Here is an 18,221-nt window from a genome sequence, read left to right on the forward strand (position 1 = left end):
TTTGTATTTCGTAAATTATAGCTTGATTTCGATGTCAACACCTGATGGTAAGTCGAGCTTCATTAATGAGTCGACTGTCTTTGGTGTTGGGTTGACAATGTCAATCAAACGCTTGTGAGTCCGCATTTCGAACTGTTCACGTGAATCCTTGTACTTGTGTGGGGAACGGATAACAGTGTACACTGTCCGTTCTGTTGGCAATGGAATAGGACCTGAAATTTCAGCACCTGTTCTCTTTGCTGTTTCCACAATCTTGTCTGCGGATTGATCTAAAATGCGGTGTTCGTATGCCTTTAAACGAATACGAATCTTTTGTTTTGCCATGTTATTCCCTCCTTCGTCTATTTTAAAAAATAAGACTAGCTCCGTAGAAATTACCGCCACGTTCGTGGCAAAGCGTCCGGGCGTGTCGCAACCTTCTACATCATAGCTTAATTAAAACAACTAAGTACATACTTGTCCCTTGAACAAGCACTTAACTATAATAATACATTCAATTCTTGAAATCAAGGGCTTTTTTCAACGAAATTCATTGAATGCCTTTTCAATAATTACCACTTTATTTAGTTAAATAAAAAAAGACCGAGATGCAGTTTCAATACATCTCGATCTTTACTTTTCCAATTAAATCATTATAGACGAATTATTCTGCGTCGCCGCCGTTCTTCTTGATGATTTCTTCTTGGATTGACTTAGGAACAGCTTCGTAGTGATCCATAGTCATTGTGAAAGTACCACGACCTTGTGTTGCAGAACGCAATGTAGTTGCGTAACCGAACATTTCAGAAAGTGGAACAAAGGCTTTAACAACTTGTGTATTACCACGTGCTGCCATACCTTCAACACGACCACGACGAGCAGTAACGTGACCCATAACATCACCCAAGTTGTCTTCAGGAGCGATGATTTCAACCTTCATAATTGGTTCAAGGATCACAGCGCCAGCCTTCTTAGCAGCATTCTTCAATGCTAAGGATGCAGCAACTTTGAAGGCAGCTTCTGAGGAGTCGACTTCGTGGTAACTACCATCATATAACTTAGCCTTAACGTCGATCAATGGATAACCAGCCAAGACACCGTTAGACATAGCTTCTTTCAAACCTTCTTCAACTGAAGGAATGTATTCACGAGGAACAACACCACCGACAATTGCATCTTCGAATTCGAAGCCCTTGCCTTCTTCGTTTGGAGTAAATTCTACCCAAACGTCACCGTATTGACCCTTACCACCAGACTGACGAACGAACTTACCTTGGGCACTAACTTGCTTAGTGAATGTTTCACGGTAAGCAACTTGAGGTGCACCGACAGTAGCTTCAACGTTGAATTCACGCTTCATCCGGTCAACGATGATATCCAAGTGCAACTCACCCATCCCGGCGATCAAAGTTTCACCAGTTTCAGGGTTAGTTTCTGCACGGAAGGATGGATCTTCTTCAGCTAACTTTTGTAAAGCAACGTCCATCTTATCTTGGTCAGCCTTGGACTTAGGTTCAACAGAAACTTGGATAACTGGTTCTGGGAATTCCATAGATTCAAGAATCAATGGGTTCTTTGGATCAGTTAATGAGTCACCAGTTGTAGTGTTCTTCAACCCGATAGCGGCAGCGATATCACCAGAGAATACTTCTGGGATTTCGTTACGGTGGTTAGAGTGCATTTGCAATAAACGACCTACACGTTCACGCTTGCCCTTAGATGCGTTCAATACGTATGAACCAGCTTCCAAGGTACCAGTGTATACACGGAAGAATGTCAAACGACCTACGAATGGGTCAGTTGCAATCTTGAAGGCCAAACCAGCAAATGGAGCACTGTCATCAGCAATCAAGTCAACTTCTTCGTTTGTATCAGGGTTAGTTGCCTTGTATGGCTTAACATCTAATGGTGATGGCAAGTAGTCGTTAACACCGTCCAACATCATTTGCACACCCTTGTTCTTGAAGGCAGAACCTGCAAAAACAGGGAATACATCTAAGTTCAAAGTAGCTTTACGGATAGCAGCCCTAATTTCGTCGTTGCTGATTTCTTCACCTTCAAGGTACTTGTCCATGATGTCTTCATCAACATCAGCCAAAGCTTCAATCATTTCGTCACGACGTGATGCAGCTTCTTCCTTGTAGTCTTCTGGAATATCAACAACATCCCACTTAGAACCTAATTCATCTTCGTCATAAAGGTCAGCCTTCATTTCGATCAAGTCAATGACACCTTCGAAGTTATCTTCAGCACCAATTGGCATTTGAACTGGCAATGGATTTGCTTGCAAACGTTCCTTGATTGTGCTTACAGAATAGTCGAAGTTAGCCCCGATCTTATCCATCTTGTTAACAAACACAATTCTTGGAACACCGTAAGTAGTAGCTTGGCGCCATACGTTTTCAGTTTGTGGTTCTACCCCTGATTGAGCATCCAAAACAACTACGGCACCATCAAGAACACGCAAGGAACGTTCAACTTCGATAGTAAAGTCAACGTGCCCTGGGGTATCGATGATGTTAATCCGGTGATCTTTCCATTGAGCTGTAGTAGCTGCAGAAGTGATAGTGATACCACGTTCTTGTTCTTGCTCCATCCAGTCCATTTGGGAAGCACCGTCGTGAGTTTCACCGATCTTGTGGATCTTACCAGTATAGTAAAGAATCCGTTCAGTAGTCGTTGTTTTACCAGCGTCGATGTGGGCAACGATACCGATGTTACGTGTCTTTTCCAATGAGAATTCACGTTTGTTTGCCATTGAGAGTTTCTCTCCTTCCTAAAATTAAGAAAACCTTTTATTGGTTAGCTTCAAAAAAAGGCTACTATAGGATTTGCCTATGAAATCATATAATAGCCAATGCAAAATATTACCAGCGATAGTGAGCAAATGCACGGTTAGCTTCGGCCATCTTGTGCGTATCTTCACGCTTCTTAACAGATGCACCAGTGTTGTTGGCAGCATCCATGATTTCCTTAGCTAAACGTTCTGGCATAGTGTGTTCGCCACGTAAACGAGCGTAGCTTACTAACCAGCGTAAACCTAAAGTAGTACGACGTTCTGGACGTACTTCAATAGGAACTTGGTAGTTAGAACCACCAACACGACGTGCCTTAACTTCAAGAACAGGCATAATGTTCTTCATAGCTTCTTCAAACACATCCAATGGTTCATTGCCAGTTTGTTCTTTAATAATTTCAAAGGCCTTGTAAAGGATCTTTGATGCGTTACCACGCTTACCATCGATCATTAAGTTGTTGATGAGGCGTGTAACCAATTTTGAATTGTACATTGGGTCTGGTAAAACGTCACGTTTTGCGACAGCACCTTTTCTTGGCATCTATATTACCTCCTCTTATTTCTTAGGCTTCTTAGCACCGTACTTGGAACGGCTTTGCATACGGCCTTCTACACCAGCAGTATCAAGCGCACCACGGATAACGTGGTAACGAACCCCAGGTAAGTCCTTTACACGACCACCACGGATAAGTACAACACTGTGTTCTTGTAAGTTGTGGCCAATACCTGGAATGTAAGCAGTAACTTCAATCAGGTTGGACAAGCGTACACGAGCATATTTACGTAAAGCTGAGTTAGGCTTCTTAGGTGTCATTGTGCCGACACGAGTAGCAACCCCACGCTTTTGTGGAGCAGGATTCTTAGTTGTAACTTTCTTGTGACTGTTATACCCAAAGTTTAAAGCTGGGGAGTCAGATTTTGAACTTTTAGACTTACGACCCTTCCGAATTAATTGGTTGATTGTAGGCATCTAAAGAGTTCCTCCTTCCTATTTTCCGATTAAAATTATGATTTAAGTACACACATCCAGGAGTTTCTTTTTTTGGGTTTAAAAAAGACGTCCAAGACGTACGAAATTGTGTGCTAACTTTGCTCACAGCCAGCACGATTCTGGTTGCCCAGAAGAACTGTTCACATAAAAGCACCTTCAATAGGTTAACACTTTATTTCATTCCCTGTCAAACACTTTTTTAATGTTAACTTCCGATTATTTTTCGTACCTATCTTGTAAAGGAGGAATTAATTTGTTCATTTATTACTTAATCTTCTTTACTCTTGGCACTTGCTTATGCTCATTTAGTCAGTGCCTTGGCTGGCGCCTAGCGCAAAATAATAATTTAACTCATCAGCATCGTTCTATTTGTGACAATTGTCAATCCCCACTAAGTTTTCAGCAATTGATTCCTGTTTGGGGCAGCATCTGGGGGCCAAGTTGCGCCCAATGTCATTATCATCCCTCAATCTGGAAAGGAATCCTTGAATTTCTAGCAGGAATCTACTGTTCAATTATCACTTACATTTTTCCCCTTGATCAAGCTATGGTTTTAATCGCTTATTTCACTTGGGCTAATATCCTTTTATTTGAAGACTATTATGAACAAGCTGTCTCCTTTTTTCTTTTTGGGAGTGGACTACTAATATTAATCCTCTACAGCTTTTGTTTTTGTCACCATTTTTCTTTTCCAGACCAACCGGCAATTATCCTTATTTTGATTCTCACTAGTTGCTGTCTCAGTCAGCTTCTTGGCTGGGCGGATTTTTTACTTATCCTTTTCTGGATTTTAACGTGGGGGAGTACTTTAACCTGCTTAAATCTCTTGCTAGCCAGTGGTTGCGGACTACTCTATTATTTGTTTATTGAGGACGATAAAAAATCTCTCGCATTCTTCCCTTGCTTTTTCCCCGGAAATTTTATTCTATTACTCTTTTTTCCGTTTTATTAAATTTATAAATCCATAAAAAACAGGAGTTTGCACTTAGTGCAAACTCCTATTTTCAATTAATTAGTTGTTATCAGAAGACAAATTGAAATCAGTTGGAATGTTACCAGCTTCAACATCAGCAATTGAGTAAACGCTCTTAGAAACAGCACCTACTTCTTCTGGTTGAATATCACGGTACTTCTTCATCCCTGTACCAGCAGGAATGATCTTACCAATGATAACATTTTCTTTCAATCCAACTAATGGATCATTCTTACCGCGAATAGCAGCATCAGTCAAGACACGAGTTGTTTCCTGGAAGGAAGCAGCAGACAAGAAACTATTAGTTTCCAAGGATGCCTTAGTGATCCCTAACAGAACAGGACGTGCAGTGGCAGGAACACCACCACTGATAACTGTCTTAGCATTTTGATCCTTGAATTGATCGATATCCATCAAGATACCTGGCAAGAGGTCTGTTTCGCCAGGATCCATAACCCGAACCTTGCGCAACATTTGTCGAGCCATAACTTCGACGTGCTTATCAGAGATATCCACCCCTTGCATCCGGTAAACCTTTTGGATTTCCCGCAAGATGTAGTTTTCAGTTGTCAACACATCACGGACCTTGATTAATTCCTTAGGATCCACAGACCCAATAGTCAATGCTTGCCCCCGAACTACTTCATCACCTTCAGCAACGCTAAGCACAGCAGTGTAAGGTAAGTTGTAAGTCCGAGTATCAGTCTTACCACTGATTGTAATTTCCTTAGTTCTTTCAGCTGGATTTTCTTCGATTGAATCGACCACACCTGTAACTTCAGTGATTGTAGCACGCCCCTTAGGATTCCGTGCTTCAAAAATTTCTTGAACACGAGGAAGCCCTTGCGTGATATCATCGCCACCGGCAACCCCACCTTGGTGGAAGTTACGCATGGTTAACTGAGTACCTGGTTCACCGATTGATTGAGCGGCAACAGTACCAACTGCTTCACCAACTTCAACCGTATCTCCAGTAGCCATGTTACGACCGTAGCACTTCACACAAACTCCGTGACGAGTATTGCAAGTGAAGACGGAACGGATAGTAACTGTCTTGACACCCGCATCGATCACAGCTTGAGCTAACTTTTCGTTCATCATTGTATCAGCAGGAACGATGACTTCACCTGTTTCAGGGTTCTTAACTGTCTTCATCGCATACCGACCCAAGATCCGGTCATACAGAGGTTCAACCATTTGGTTACCTTCCATAATAGCAGATACTTCCAGGCCACGATCAGTATGACAATCAAATTCACGAACAATGACATCTTGAGCCACATCAACTAAACGCCGTGTCAAGTAACCAGAATCGGCAGTCTTCAAGGCTGTATCCGTCATCCCTTTACGAGCACCGTGTGTAGAAATGAACATTTCCAAAACAGAAAGACCTTCACGGAAGTTAGACAAGATTGGCAATTCCATAGTCTTACCGTTAGGAGCAGCCATCAAACCACGCATCCCAGATAACTGAGTAAAGTTAGAAATGTTACCACGGGCACCGGAGTCACTCATCATTTGAATTGGGTTGCTTGGATCGACGTCTTCAACCAGTTTAGCTTGAATTTCATCCTTAGCATTGTTCCAAATTGAGATAACCCGATTGTAACGTTCGTCGTCTGTAATCAAACCACGACGGAACTGCTTAGCAACTTGTTCAACCTTATGCCGAGCATTGGCAATAATTTCTGGCTTTTCTTTCAAGTCAGTAATATCAGCAATTCCCACCGTCAAACCAGACTTAGTTGATTCATAGTAACCTAAGTCTTTCATCCGGTCCAACAGTTCTGCAGTTGCAGTAACTTTGTATTCCTTATAAACTTCAGCGATGATATCTGCCAAGAAACCAGACTTGAATGGTGCTACTAATTCTTGAGCAGCCAAGAAAGCATGAATATCCTGTCCTGGTTCCAAGAAATACTTATCTGGTGTTGCCTTAGTTAAGTTTTCTTGTGTTGGTTCATTTAAATAAATGAAATCTTCAGGAAGAATTTCATTAAAGAATACCTTACCAACAGTCGTTACCAGGATCCGATCTTTTTGCCAATCAGAGAATGGCTTACCTTGTGCAACTAAGCAATCAGTTTGCAAACCAACACGTGTGTGCAAGTGAACATAACCATTTTGGTAAGCAGTCCGAATTTCATTGATGTCCTTAAAGATCATCCCTTCGCCTTCACGGTTAGCTTCTTCAATTGATAAGTAGTAGTTACCAATCGTCATATCCTGTGATGGAGAAATGATAGGCTTACCATCCTTAGGTGCCAAGATGTGGTGTGCAGCCAGCATCAGTAACCGTGATTCAGCTTGTGCTTCAGCAGATAATGGCACGTGAATGGCCATTTGGTCCCCATCAAAGTCGGCATTGTAAGCCGTACATACTAATGGGTGCAACCGCATAGATTTACCAGATACTAATACTGGTTCGAACGCCTGAATCCCTAAACGGTGCAACGTAGGTGCCCGGTTCAAGAGAACTGGGTGTTCCTTGATGACATCTTCCACAACATCCCAGATGTCTTCATCGCGGCGATCAATCTTACGTTTAGCATTCTTAATGTTAGAAGCCATATCCCGTTTAACTAGTTCCCGCATTACAAATGGCTTGAACAATTCTAAGGCCATTTCGTGTGGCAACCCCATTTGTGTCAAACGCAACTTAGGTCCAACGTCGATAACGGAACGACCAGAATAGTCAACACGCTTCCCTAACAGGTTTTGACGGAAACGTCCTTGCTTACCCTTGAGCATGTGTGACAAGGACTTAAGTGGGCGGTTACCTGGACCAGTAACTGGACGACCACGGCGACCGTTATCGATCAAAGCATCCACTGCTTCTTGCAGCATCCGCTTTTCATTTTGAACAATAATACCAGGTGCATGTAAATCCAATAACCGCTTGAGACGGTTGTTACGGTTAATTACCCGCCGGTATAAATCATTCAAGTCAGAAGTAGCGAAGCGTCCACCTTCAAGTTGAACCATTGGCCGCAAATCTGGTGGAATAACTGGGATAGTATCCATAACCATCCATTCCGGTTTGTTTCCGGAAGTTAAGAAGGCTTCCAAGATATCCAGACGCCGTACTGCCCGTGTTCTCTTTTGACCGGTAGCTTCACGTAATTCTTCTTTCAGTTCAGCACATTCTTTTTCAAGGTCAACATCACGTAACAATGTCCGAATTGCATCGGCACCCATGCTAGCCTTGAATCCTTGACCATATTGGTCTCGTTTTTCACGGTATTCTCTTTCAGTTAAGAGTTGCTTCTTTTCCAAAGCTGTGTCGCCTGGATCAGTAACAACATAGGAAGCAAAATAAATGATTTCTTCCAAAGCACGAGGACTCATATCTAAAACAAGTCCCATCCGACTTGGAATACCCTTGAAGTACCAAATGTGAGTTACAGGTGCAGCAAGTTCGATGTGCCCCATCCGTTCACGCCGTACCTTAGCCTTAGTTACTTCGACACCACAACGGTCGCAGACCACACCCTTATACCGGATACGCTTGTATTTACCGCAAGCACATTCCCAATCTTTTGATGGTCCGAAAATACGTTCATCGAACAAACCGTCGCGTTCTGGTTTCAATGTACGATAGTTGATAGTTTCAGGTTTCTTTACTTCACCATAAGACCATTGACGGATCTTATCAGATGAAGCCAAACCAATTTGCATACTATCGAATTTATTGACATCGATCAAAGGACCGACCTCCCTTTCAATATTTTGCTTTTAATTACTTTTCAGACTGTTCTTCTTGTGCCTTTTCTTTAGCAGCTCGTTTGTCCGCTTCTTCTTTGGCAACCTTGCTCAATGCATCGACGTTAATTACTTCATCATCGTCGCTTTCCATTTCACGGAGGTCAATGTCGTTCTTATCAGCATCAAGAACCTTCATATCCAATCCTAAAGCTTGTAATTCTTTTACAAGCACGCGGAAGGATTCAGGTACACCTGGTTTAGGAATTGGTTCACCCTTGACGATGGCTTCGTAAGTTTGAACACGACCCACAACATCATCTGACTTGTAAGTTAAGATTTCTTGGAGAGTATATGCTGCCCCATATGCTTCAAGGGCCCAAACTTCCATTTCCCCGAAACGCTGACCACCAAATTGTGCCTTACCACCAAGTGGTTGTTGTGTAACCAAGGAGTATGGTCCAATTGAACGTGAGTGAATCTTATCATCGACCATGTGTGCCAACTTCAGGTAGTACATAACACCAACGGCAATCCGATTATCAAATGGTTCACCCGTCCGACCATCATACAACACAGACTTACCATCAGATGGCAAGCCGGCTTCTTTAAGTGCATCCCAGATGTCATCATCGGTAGCACCGTCAAAAACAGGCGTTGCAATGTGAATTCCTAATTTACGTGCAGCAAAGCCTAAGTGGAGTTCCAACACCTGCCCAATGTTCATACGGGAAGGCACACCCATTGGAGAAAGCATGATGTCAATTGGCGTACCATCTGGCATAAATGGCATATCTTCTTCTGGAATAACAATGGAAACAGTCCCTTTGTTACCGTGACGACCAGCCATCTTATCCCCAACTTGGATCTTACGCTTTTGAGCAATGTAGACACGAACCATCATGTTGACACCAGGTGCCAATTCATCACCATTTTCACGGGTGAAGACCTTAACATCTTGAATAATACCGCCACCACCGTGTGGAACACGGAGGGAAGTATCCCGTACTTCGCGTGCCTTTTCACCAAAGATTGCGTGTAAGAGTCGTTCTTCAGCGGATAATTCTGTCATACCCTTTGGTGTAACTTTACCAACTAAGATATCGCCATCTTGTACTTCGGCACCAACCCGGATAATCCCGAATTCATCCAAATCCTTCAGTGCATCTTCACCAACATTAGGAATTTCCCGTGTCATTTCTTCAGGTCCTAACTTAGTGTCACGTGCTTCAGATTCGTATGATTCGATATGGATGGACGTATAAACATCTTCCTTAACTAATCGTTCATTGATTGCGATGGCATCTTCGAAGTTGTATCCGTCCCAAGTCATAAAGGCGATCAATGGGTTTTGCCCTAGGGCTAATTCCCCTTCTTCCATTGCTGGGCCATCTGCAAGAACTTCGTCAGCTTCAACTTTTTCACCCACACGAACAATCGGTGTTTGGTTATAGTTCTTACCACCATTAGAACGACGGAACTTCATCAACTTGTACTTGTCAAGTGAGCCATCGTCACGCCGAACACGGATTTCTCGTGCATCTACATATTCAACAGTCCCTGCATACTTGGATAACAATGCCACCCCAGAGTCATGGGCTGCCTTGTATTCAATCCCTGTACCAACAAGTGGTGCATGTGGATGAATCAACGGAACAGCTTGCCGCTGCATGTTAGCCCCCATCAAGGCACGGTTGGAGTCATCGTTTTCCAAGAATGGAATACATGCTGTGGCAACCGCAACTACTTGCTTAGGAGAAACGTCCATGTAGTCAACTTTTTCAATTGAAATTTCAACGTCATCATCTTTATGACGTGCCATAACTTCATCATCAACGAATGAACCATCATCATTTAACGGAGAGTTAGCCTGAGCAATGATATAGTTATCTTCTTCATCGGCAGTTAAGTAGTCAATCTTATCAGTAACTTTATGAGTTGTCCAAGAAACACGCCGGTATGGGGTTTCAATGAATCCATACTTGTTAACCCGTGCATAGGAAGACAAACTGTTAATCAAACCGATGTTAGGACCTTCAGGTGTTTCAATTGGACACATCCGACCATAATGCGTATAGTGCACGTCCCGCACTTCATAACCCGCACGATCACGAGTCAAACCGCCAGGACCTAAGGCTGATAGACGGCGCTTATGTGTCAATTCACCCAATGGGTTAGTTTGATCCATGAACTGTGATAACTGTGAAGAACCAAAGAATTCCTTCACAGAAGCTACAACCGGACGAATATTGATTAACTGTTGTGGCGTAATTGTAGATGTATCTTGGATTGACATCCGTTCCCGTACAACCCGTTCCATCCGTGATAAACCAATTCGGAATTGGTTTTGCAATAATTCACCCACAGAGCGAATCCGACGGTTCCCCAAGTGGTCAATATCATCAGTTGAACCTAAGTTTTCTTGTAAATTCAAGAAATAGTTCATTGATGCAATGATATCAGCTGGAGTAATGTGTTTAAACTTAAGATCAATGTTTCCATTACCGATTACATTAATTACACGGTCAGGATCCACTGGTGATAGAACCTTAATGATTTGTAAAGTCATTGGTTCTTGAACAACACCTTCTTCAGAAGGTGTAAAGGTAACTGTCTTAAAGTCATCACGCTTTAAATATGGTGCTAACTTATCCATCACTTGCTTAGTGATTACATCGCCTTCACGAGCAATGATTTCACCAGTATCAGGATCAGCCAACGTTTCAGCTAATGTTGTGTTCAACAAGCGCGTCTTAAGATCTAACTTCTTATTGATCTTATAACGTCCCACTGGCGCCAAATCATAACGCTTTGGATCAAAGAAACGAGCTGTTAACAAGTTACGAGCAGATTCAGCAGTCTTTGGTTCACCAGGACGTAACCGTTCGTAAATATCCTTTAATGATTCTTCAACCCGTGAATCATTAGTATCCTTATGAACATCCTTTTCCAAAGTAAGCATCAGGCTTTCACTATCACCAAGCATATTGATGATTTCACTATCGGAGCCATAACCCAAAGCCCGAACTAATTCAGACATTGGCAACTTACGTGTTCGATCAATCCGAACATAGGAAATATCCTTGGCATCTGTTTCGTATTCCAGCCATGCCCCACGGTTAGGGATAACTGTTGTTCCAAATGTTGTCCGTCCATTCTTGTCAACTTCTGAATTAAAGTAGACACCTGGCGAACGAACCAATTGGGAAACAATAACACGTTCAGCACCGTTGATAATGAAAGTTCCTTGTTTTGTCATCAATGGGAAATCACCAAAGAATACATCTTGGGACTTGATTTCCCCAGTTTCATGGTTAGTAAGTCTTAAAGTAACATGTAATGGAGCAGAATAGTTTGCATCGTGTTCCCGTGCTTCTTCAACCGTATACTTTGGTTCAAGTAACCGGTAATCAACGAATTCTAAAGAAAGATTGCCTTGGAAATCTTCAATCGGCATAATGTCGTTGAACATTTCACGTAATCCTTCATCCAAGAACCAGTTATAGGAATCAGTTTGAATCTCGATCAAGTTAGGCAGATCAAGTACTTCTTTAATCCGCGCATAACTTCTCCGAGTACGGTGCTTGCCGTATTTTACTAAATGTCCTGCCAAGTTGTTCACCTCTCGAAAATATTCTGTGAATGCCAACCAATATTACATTTTTGTTACAAATGCTGATATTGGCGCTTTTTTCCCTTTTTTTGGCAAAAAAAAACCAAAAATAGAACTGGTAAAAGAACCTTTAACCCTCTATTTTTGCTTCTTTATAGCAACTATCATGGACAATAGATCATGACAGCCGTTAAATTCACAGTTTTTGCATTTGTTTATTATAGCGAGAACAAAAAAGTTTGTCAATACAAAAAACACGGTATTCGAACCGTGTTTTTTGTGCCCTATTTAGTTGTTGCTAATTCTTTAACTGTGACTGTAATCTTACCCTTAGAAGCTCCAACTGTAAGTTGATCTCCTTGTGCAACATGTCCTCGCAAAAGTTCATCACTTAACCGATCTTCGATTTCAGTCTGTAACGCCCGCCGTAATGGTCGAGCACCATATTGCGGATTAAATCCTTTCTGAGCCACAACATCAATAGCTGCCGGAGTAATTTTTAGCTTGATTCCTTGATCTGCTAATCGTTGAACTAATTTCTGTGCTAATAGCCGGACAATCTGATGTAGTTCCTTTTGGTGTAATGCATGGAAAATAACAATATCATCAATTCGGTTTAGAAATTCTGGCCGATACGTTTGTTTCAATGTTTCCCGAATTTTTTTACTCATTGCTTGATAGTCATCAGCCAATTCTTTTTTACCAAAGCCCACAGTCTTCTCATCACGTAATGCAGTGGCTCCGAGATTAGATGTCATAATTATGATTGTATTTTGGAAATTGACCTTACGCCCCTTTGAATCTGTCAAATAGCCATCATCTAAAACTTGTAATAGCAAATTAAAGACATCAGGATGGGCTTTTTCTACTTCATCAAGCAAGACGACTGAATATGGATGCTGCCGCACTTTTTCCGTCAATTGCCCCCCTTCATCATAACCAACATAACCAGGAGGGGATCCCACTAAGCGACTGACCGAGTATTTCTCCATGTATTCACTCATATCGATCCGGATCATACTATCTTCCGATCCAAATACTGCTTGCGCTAAAGCTTTGGCCAATTCTGTTTTTCCTACACCGGTAGGTCCTAGAAACATAAATGAACCAATAGGGCGATTAGGATCACCTAGTCCACTTCGAGCACGCCGAATTGCCTTTGCTACAGCAACAACCGCCTCGTCTTGCCCAACAACTTGGCGATGAAGTGTTTCTTCCAAATTAATTAAGCGTTCTCCTTCATTCTTATTTATCTGCGTTACCGGAACACCAGTCCAATCAGCAACTACCCGCGCAACATCTTCAGAGCTAACTTTAGCTGTAAACTCACCCTTTGTGGTCATCGTTGCTTGGCGCTTAGTTAATGTTGTCGCCTTTTTATCCTGGGCCTGTTTTTGTTTGCGAAGAACTGCCGCTTGATTAAAATCACCTGCAATCAAAGCGGATTGAATTTGTTTGGCTAATGAAGCAATTTCATCATTAACCTGAGACAAGCGTGACTTCTTGTCATTCTTGTCAATTCGAACTCTGGCTGCTGCTTCATCCATCAAGTCGATTGCTTTATCAGGTAAATAGCGATTGGTAATATACCGATCACTCAATTTTACCGCAGCAACAAGTGCTTCATCAGATAATTGCACTTGGTGGTGTTGTTCGTACCGTGGGCGCAATCCCTGAAGAATCTTTACTGTCTGATCAGGAGTAGGAGCTTCGACTGTAATCGTTGCAAAGCGGCGTTCTAATGCAGAGTCTGATTCAACATATTTTTGATACTCATCTAATGTTGTGGCCCCAATGATTTGAACCTCGCCCCGGGCTAATGCAGGTTTTAAAATATTGGCTGCATCAATTGCCCCCTCTGCACCTCCGGCTCCAATGATTGTATGCATTTCATCGATAAAAAGAATAACATTCCGATCACGTTGTATTTCTTCGATGATTTTTTTAAGACGATTTTCAAACTCACCACGATATTTAGTTCCAGCGACTAACGATCCCATATCTAACATCATTAGACGTTTATTCTGTAGGTTCTCTGGAACTTCATTTTGGGCTAGTTTAGTAGCAAGTCCTTCAACAATAGCTGTTTTTCCTACACCAGGATCCCCTAGTAAAACGGGGTTGTTTTTGGTCCGACGACTTAAAATTTGTGTTAGGCGGCGGATTTCCCGCTCACGACCAACCACTGGATCAACTTGCCCTTCTGCTGCTGTTTTAGTTAAATCGCGTGCGAGCTCATTTAAAGTTGGCGTTCCTTGTTCTTTATTACGGTTCATTTGGCGTTGTTTTCGTTGTAATTGCGCCCCATTTACCCCGATCATTTTGTTAATTGTTCTGGTCAAGACATTAGGATCAACATTTAAGTCTGTTAAAATTCGTCGTGCAATATTATCTTGATCAGCTAACAATGCCAATAAAATATGTTCCGTTCCCACAGCTGGTGCCCCAATTAACCGCTGCAATCTTTGTGCTTCATCCAAGATAAGCTTAGCTTTAGGTGAATACGGTAAATAATCATACCTTTGGGAACGGTCTAAATTACCATAGTTGACAATGTATTCAATTTCTTCCCTAATATCTAATGGAAAAAGTGAAAACTGCTTAAGTGCTTTACCAGCTACTGAGTTATCAACCGTTGTTAGTGCCAATAACAGGTGCTCTGTTCCTACTGCCTGGTGTTTGAAATGTTTAGCCTCTGACTGAGCAATAACCAGCACCCGCTTGGCACTTGGGGTATAGTTTTCTGTCATTTATCGTCACTTCCCATTTTTTAAGTCATATCGGAGCCGATTAAGTACCCCAATCATAATATGTGCACGTACTTTTTCTTCTAAGTACTTGTCACCAAAGTTCAACGTTCGCTTGTCAATTGTGGCTAAAACAATGTTAGCCTCTTTTTCTGTCATCACTTTATCCTCATACAGACTCTGAATAATATTAAAAGCCTTACTATCAGATAAACGATCACCAATTGATGCAATCAACGTATCCAAGAAGTCCGTATTATCGAGTAAGTTAACTTTTTCGATACGAATATAGCCACCACCGCCACGTTTACTCTCTACAATGTACCCTTCTTGAGTAGTAAACCGGGTCTTAATCACGTAATTAATTTGCGAAGGGACTACATCAAACCTATCTGCAATTTGCGAACGTTTGATCTCGATTTGATTATTATCTGATAAGATGCTTTTTAAATAATTTTCGATTATATCAGAAATATTTCTTCCTTGCATAAGATCTACCCTTCTTTAAAAACAGTTTGACTAACTTTGACATTAATTATACGTAACTTTTCAGACAAATAAAAGAATTTAATCCAGCGATTAAACTCTTCTAAATTTAGTTATCTACTCGGTGTATCTTACTTAAAATATTCTTTATCTGTTGCGAATACTCGCCAAAATTACGTACCAGCTCTGCCTTCGAATAAGTTTTATGCCCATTAGCTATTCCCATATGATCACCTTCAAGCGTGTCATAGGTCACATATACTTGATCACCTTGGACCCGCATAGTTGTAGCATGAGCCCCAGCATCAATACTGTGTCCCCCATCCTGTTTTTGCCAATGCATATAATCTACTGCCTGTTCCAAATTCTGCACAGTATCAGCGTTTTTTTCATCTCCATCCCCATTATCAATTACTAATTGCATGTAAGCCATCAGTTCGTATTCTTCATTTGAGTAGGTTTTGTCCGTTGTAGTAGTCTGTTTAGCAACCGTTTTTATTACTAAATTTTGTGCTTTATCAATAACTGCCTGAGATTTTCCATGCTTATTAACTGTCATAATAATTTTACGTAAGTTAACCTGCATAAATGGGCTGTATTCCTGCTGCGATTGCGGATCAATACTATAAAATGCCACGTTGCCATCAGCGCCAACAGTGTAGGCAGCAACTACCTTGTCGGCTGTTCCAGCTGGCTGAAGAAGCCAACTTCGTCCTCGCCCTGGAACACTGAGGTGGTCAGCATACTCTCTTTGTGTTAAATTTAGACTTCCGTCATTGCTAAATAGATTCTGCCACGCATCTTGTCCGCTGTAACTTTCGCCATAGTAAGCAATAGCCAGAACCGTCTGTGCTGGTGAAACTCCATTATAGGTCAACGTTACAATTTCTTTTTTACTTTCAGATGAACTTTTCTTTTTAGCTGAGCTTTGTCTTTTCCGCTTAGCTTTTTTTATAGTGATTTTTTCAATCCGTGGTGCAGAATTTTTTTGCTGACTGTACCATTTCCAGCCTAACCCACCACCAAGAAACAACAGTAAAATGCCTCCAATAAGCCATCTATTTATCTTTTTACTTTGTCCATGTTTCTTCTTAATCATGTATTTCACCTTCCTCCACTAATTAACCTTCTCTTATTAATAAGGTAGATTGCAATAAATAACTTGAACAAATTTAATGACGCAGATTAAGCAAAAAGATCTCAATTGGAGTTCGCCAGTTCAAACATTTGAGTGGCCGTGAATTCAGATACCAGTTAATCTGAATCAATTCATCATCACTAATCTCTTCAATTGGCTGACCCTTAGGAATAAATCGCCGTAACACTCGATTACGATTCTCATTACTACCACGTTCATGCGGAGAATAAGCATGGGCAAAGTACAACGGCACGCCGGTATTTTTCTCAATTGATTGGTAGTTGGCGAACTCTTTCCCGTGATCAACCGTCAGTGTCTTGAGATTAGTTCCTAATTGATTAGCTAACTCAAGGATAGCCTTAGTCATTGAAGTGCTATCTCGTCCACCAAGCCGTTTAACGATAGTAAGGCGACTCTTGCGTTCGACAAACGTGGCTACTGCTTGACCTTTGCGCTTGCCAGATAAAACTGTATCAGCTTCAAAATGGCCTGCAATATTACGATCAGAAGCTTCAGCTGGACGATCTTCAATCGAACGACCATGACTGAAAGTCCCACGGGTTTCTTTAGCACGCTTACGACGAATACCATGGTCAGGTAAATCAGTCATCCGAATATCTAGAAGTCCTTGATCGACCCAGTTATAGATAGTCTTGTAGGCGATCCTAACCACATGGGCTACTTGTTCAATTGACCATTTCTGAATCTTGATCTTGTCTTCGATTAGTCGCTTGAGGTTAGCCGTTAATGAGCATTTACGACCACGATAACTAAGTTTAGTTTCGTGGTCGGCTTGCGCACTAGTCGCATGGTATTCACCCTTTAACCGGTGAATTTCATTAAAGATAGTAGTCTTACTAAAGCCCAGGTAATCAGCGATATATCGAAGAGATCGCTTTTCATGACGAAGCGTTTCGATGACAATGCGGTCTGAAAATGATAAGATAGTGGTGCCCATAAAGGTCCTTCTTTCTAATGGAATGTTGTAACGACACCATTAAAGACCTTTATGGGTTTTTCTGTCCACTAAAATGTTCAACTTAAATTTTACAATCTGCCATAATTATAACTTATTAATTGTCATCAACAGCTACTTAACGTCCTGATTCTGTAAAGTATCCCATGTAATAAAAAAACGTATCATCTTCAGACTATAGTCCTAAGACAAATACGTTTAATCTAAAAAATTAACTTGCTGATAATCGGGAATACAAGATTCGAACTTGCGACCTCTTCGTCCCGAACGAAGCGCTCTACCAAGCTGAGCTAATTCCCGCTAACAGTGCTATTATACTCTTTAAATTTAAATAAATAAACAAAAAAAATCGGGAAAACAGGATTCGAACCTGCGACCCCCTGGTCCCAAACCAGGTGCTCTACCAAGCTGAGCTATTTCCCGAAAAAGTGCACCCAGCAGGAGTCGAACCTGCAACCTTCTGATTCGTAGTCAGACACTCTATCCAGTTGCGCTATGGGTGCATTTTACTATTAATAATGTCGTGTAGCTTACGCTACAATGCCGAGGACCGGAATCGAACCGGTACGGTAATCACTTACCGCAGGATTTTAAGTCCTGTGCGTCTGCCAGTTCCGCCACCCCGGCAGGAGTGTATTAAATTAATAAATACAAGCGGAAAACGGGATTCGAACCCGCGACCCCCACCATGGCAAGGTGATGTTCTACCTCTGAACTATTTCCGCATCATGCCGACTAGAGGGTTCGAACCTCCGACCCCCTGTTTACAAGACAGGTGCTCTGCCAACTGAGCTAAGTCGGCGTAAATAAAAATGCGGG

11 protein-coding genes and 7 tRNA genes (1 of these 18 cut by a window edge) are annotated in these 18,221 nt (G+C 41.7%); 1 reads left to right on the plus strand and 17 read right to left on the minus strand.

The annotated features are described in order from the left end of the window. Positions 1–15 precede the first annotated feature (15 nt). From rpsJ to rpsL, 4 genes are all read right to left on the minus strand, one after another. Positions 16–324, minus strand: coding sequence for a 30S ribosomal protein S10 (gene rpsJ / locus V3C97_RS06010; RefSeq protein WP_009550871.1), 309 nt, complete (start codon positions 322–324; stop codon positions 16–18). Between the two features lie 319 nt (positions 325–643). Next, entirely contained in the window at positions 644–2,737 is a 2,094-nt protein-coding gene (gene fusA, locus V3C97_RS06015; protein WP_009550873.1) for an elongation factor G, read from the minus strand. A 109-nt stretch (positions 2,738–2,846) separates the two neighbouring features. After that, positions 2,847–3,317: a 30S ribosomal protein S7 gene (rpsG, locus tag V3C97_RS06020; RefSeq protein ID WP_009550875.1), complete on the minus strand. Its 471-nt coding sequence runs from the start codon at positions 3,315–3,317 to the stop codon at positions 2,847–2,849. Between the two features lie 15 nt (positions 3,318–3,332). Further along, positions 3,333–3,746, minus strand: coding sequence for a 30S ribosomal protein S12 (rpsL, locus tag V3C97_RS06025; protein ID WP_009550877.1), 414 nt, complete (start codon positions 3,744–3,746; stop codon positions 3,333–3,335). A gap of 274 nt (positions 3,747–4,020) precedes the next feature. On the opposite strand from rpsL, the gene V3C97_RS06030 reads away from it, so the two are divergent. After that, positions 4,021–4,719, plus strand: a complete 699-nt coding sequence (locus V3C97_RS06030; protein WP_338434004.1) for a prepilin peptidase — start codon at positions 4,021–4,023, stop codon at positions 4,717–4,719. Positions 4,720–4,779: 60 nt separating this feature from the next. Here the strand turns inward: V3C97_RS06030 and rpoC are convergent, their stop codons facing one another. The 13 genes from rpoC to V3C97_RS06095 all read right to left on the minus strand — a co-directional run. Next, entirely contained in the window at positions 4,780–8,445 is a 3,666-nt protein-coding gene (rpoC, locus tag V3C97_RS06035) for a DNA-directed RNA polymerase subunit beta' (protein WP_009550881.1), read from the minus strand. 34 nt (positions 8,446–8,479) lie between these two features. Continuing rightward, on the minus strand, positions 8,480–12,064 hold the full coding sequence (locus V3C97_RS06040) for a DNA-directed RNA polymerase subunit beta (protein ID WP_155824490.1): 3,585 nt from the start codon (positions 12,062–12,064) through the stop codon (positions 8,480–8,482). A 275-nt stretch (positions 12,065–12,339) separates the two neighbouring features. Continuing rightward, positions 12,340–14,805 carry an ATP-dependent Clp protease ATP-binding subunit gene (locus tag V3C97_RS06045; protein WP_338434005.1) on the minus strand — a complete coding sequence of 822 codons (2,466 nt, stop codon included), beginning with the start codon at positions 14,803–14,805 and terminating at the stop codon, positions 12,340–12,342. A 6-nt stretch (positions 14,806–14,811) separates the two neighbouring features. Further along, positions 14,812–15,291, minus strand: a complete 480-nt coding sequence (locus tag V3C97_RS06050) for a CtsR family transcriptional regulator (RefSeq protein ID WP_009550887.1) — start codon at positions 15,289–15,291, stop codon at positions 14,812–14,814. Between the two features lie 106 nt (positions 15,292–15,397). Further along, positions 15,398–16,387 (minus strand): hypothetical protein, encoded by a 990-nt coding sequence (locus V3C97_RS06055; RefSeq protein WP_338434006.1) that lies wholly within the window; start codon positions 16,385–16,387, stop codon positions 15,398–15,400. A 73-nt stretch (positions 16,388–16,460) separates the two neighbouring features. Then, on the minus strand, positions 16,461–17,384 hold the full coding sequence (locus V3C97_RS06060) for an IS30 family transposase (protein ID WP_003709292.1): 924 nt from the start codon (positions 17,382–17,384) through the stop codon (positions 16,461–16,463). A 244-nt stretch (positions 17,385–17,628) separates the two neighbouring features. After that, positions 17,629–17,702, minus strand: a tRNA-Pro gene (locus V3C97_RS06065). A gap of 49 nt (positions 17,703–17,751) precedes the next feature. Beyond that, positions 17,752–17,825: transfer RNA gene (locus V3C97_RS06070), tRNA-Pro, on the minus strand. A gap of 6 nt (positions 17,826–17,831) precedes the next feature. Further along, a tRNA-Arg gene (locus V3C97_RS06075) sits at positions 17,832–17,905 on the minus strand. Between the two features lie 38 nt (positions 17,906–17,943). After that, a tRNA-Leu gene (locus V3C97_RS06080) sits at positions 17,944–18,029 on the minus strand. A gap of 26 nt (positions 18,030–18,055) precedes the next feature. Next, positions 18,056–18,127, minus strand: a tRNA-Gly gene (locus tag V3C97_RS06085). 4 nt (positions 18,128–18,131) lie between these two features. Then, positions 18,132–18,204 (minus strand) — tRNA-Thr (locus tag V3C97_RS06090). 11 nt (positions 18,205–18,215) lie between these two features. Beyond that, positions 18,216–18,221: transfer RNA gene (locus V3C97_RS06095), tRNA-Leu, on the minus strand (it continues 76 nt past the right edge of the window).

This window comes from Ligilactobacillus saerimneri, assembly GCF_036689625.1.
GTDB lineage: Bacteria > Bacillota > Bacilli > Lactobacillales > Lactobacillaceae > Ligilactobacillus > Ligilactobacillus saerimneri.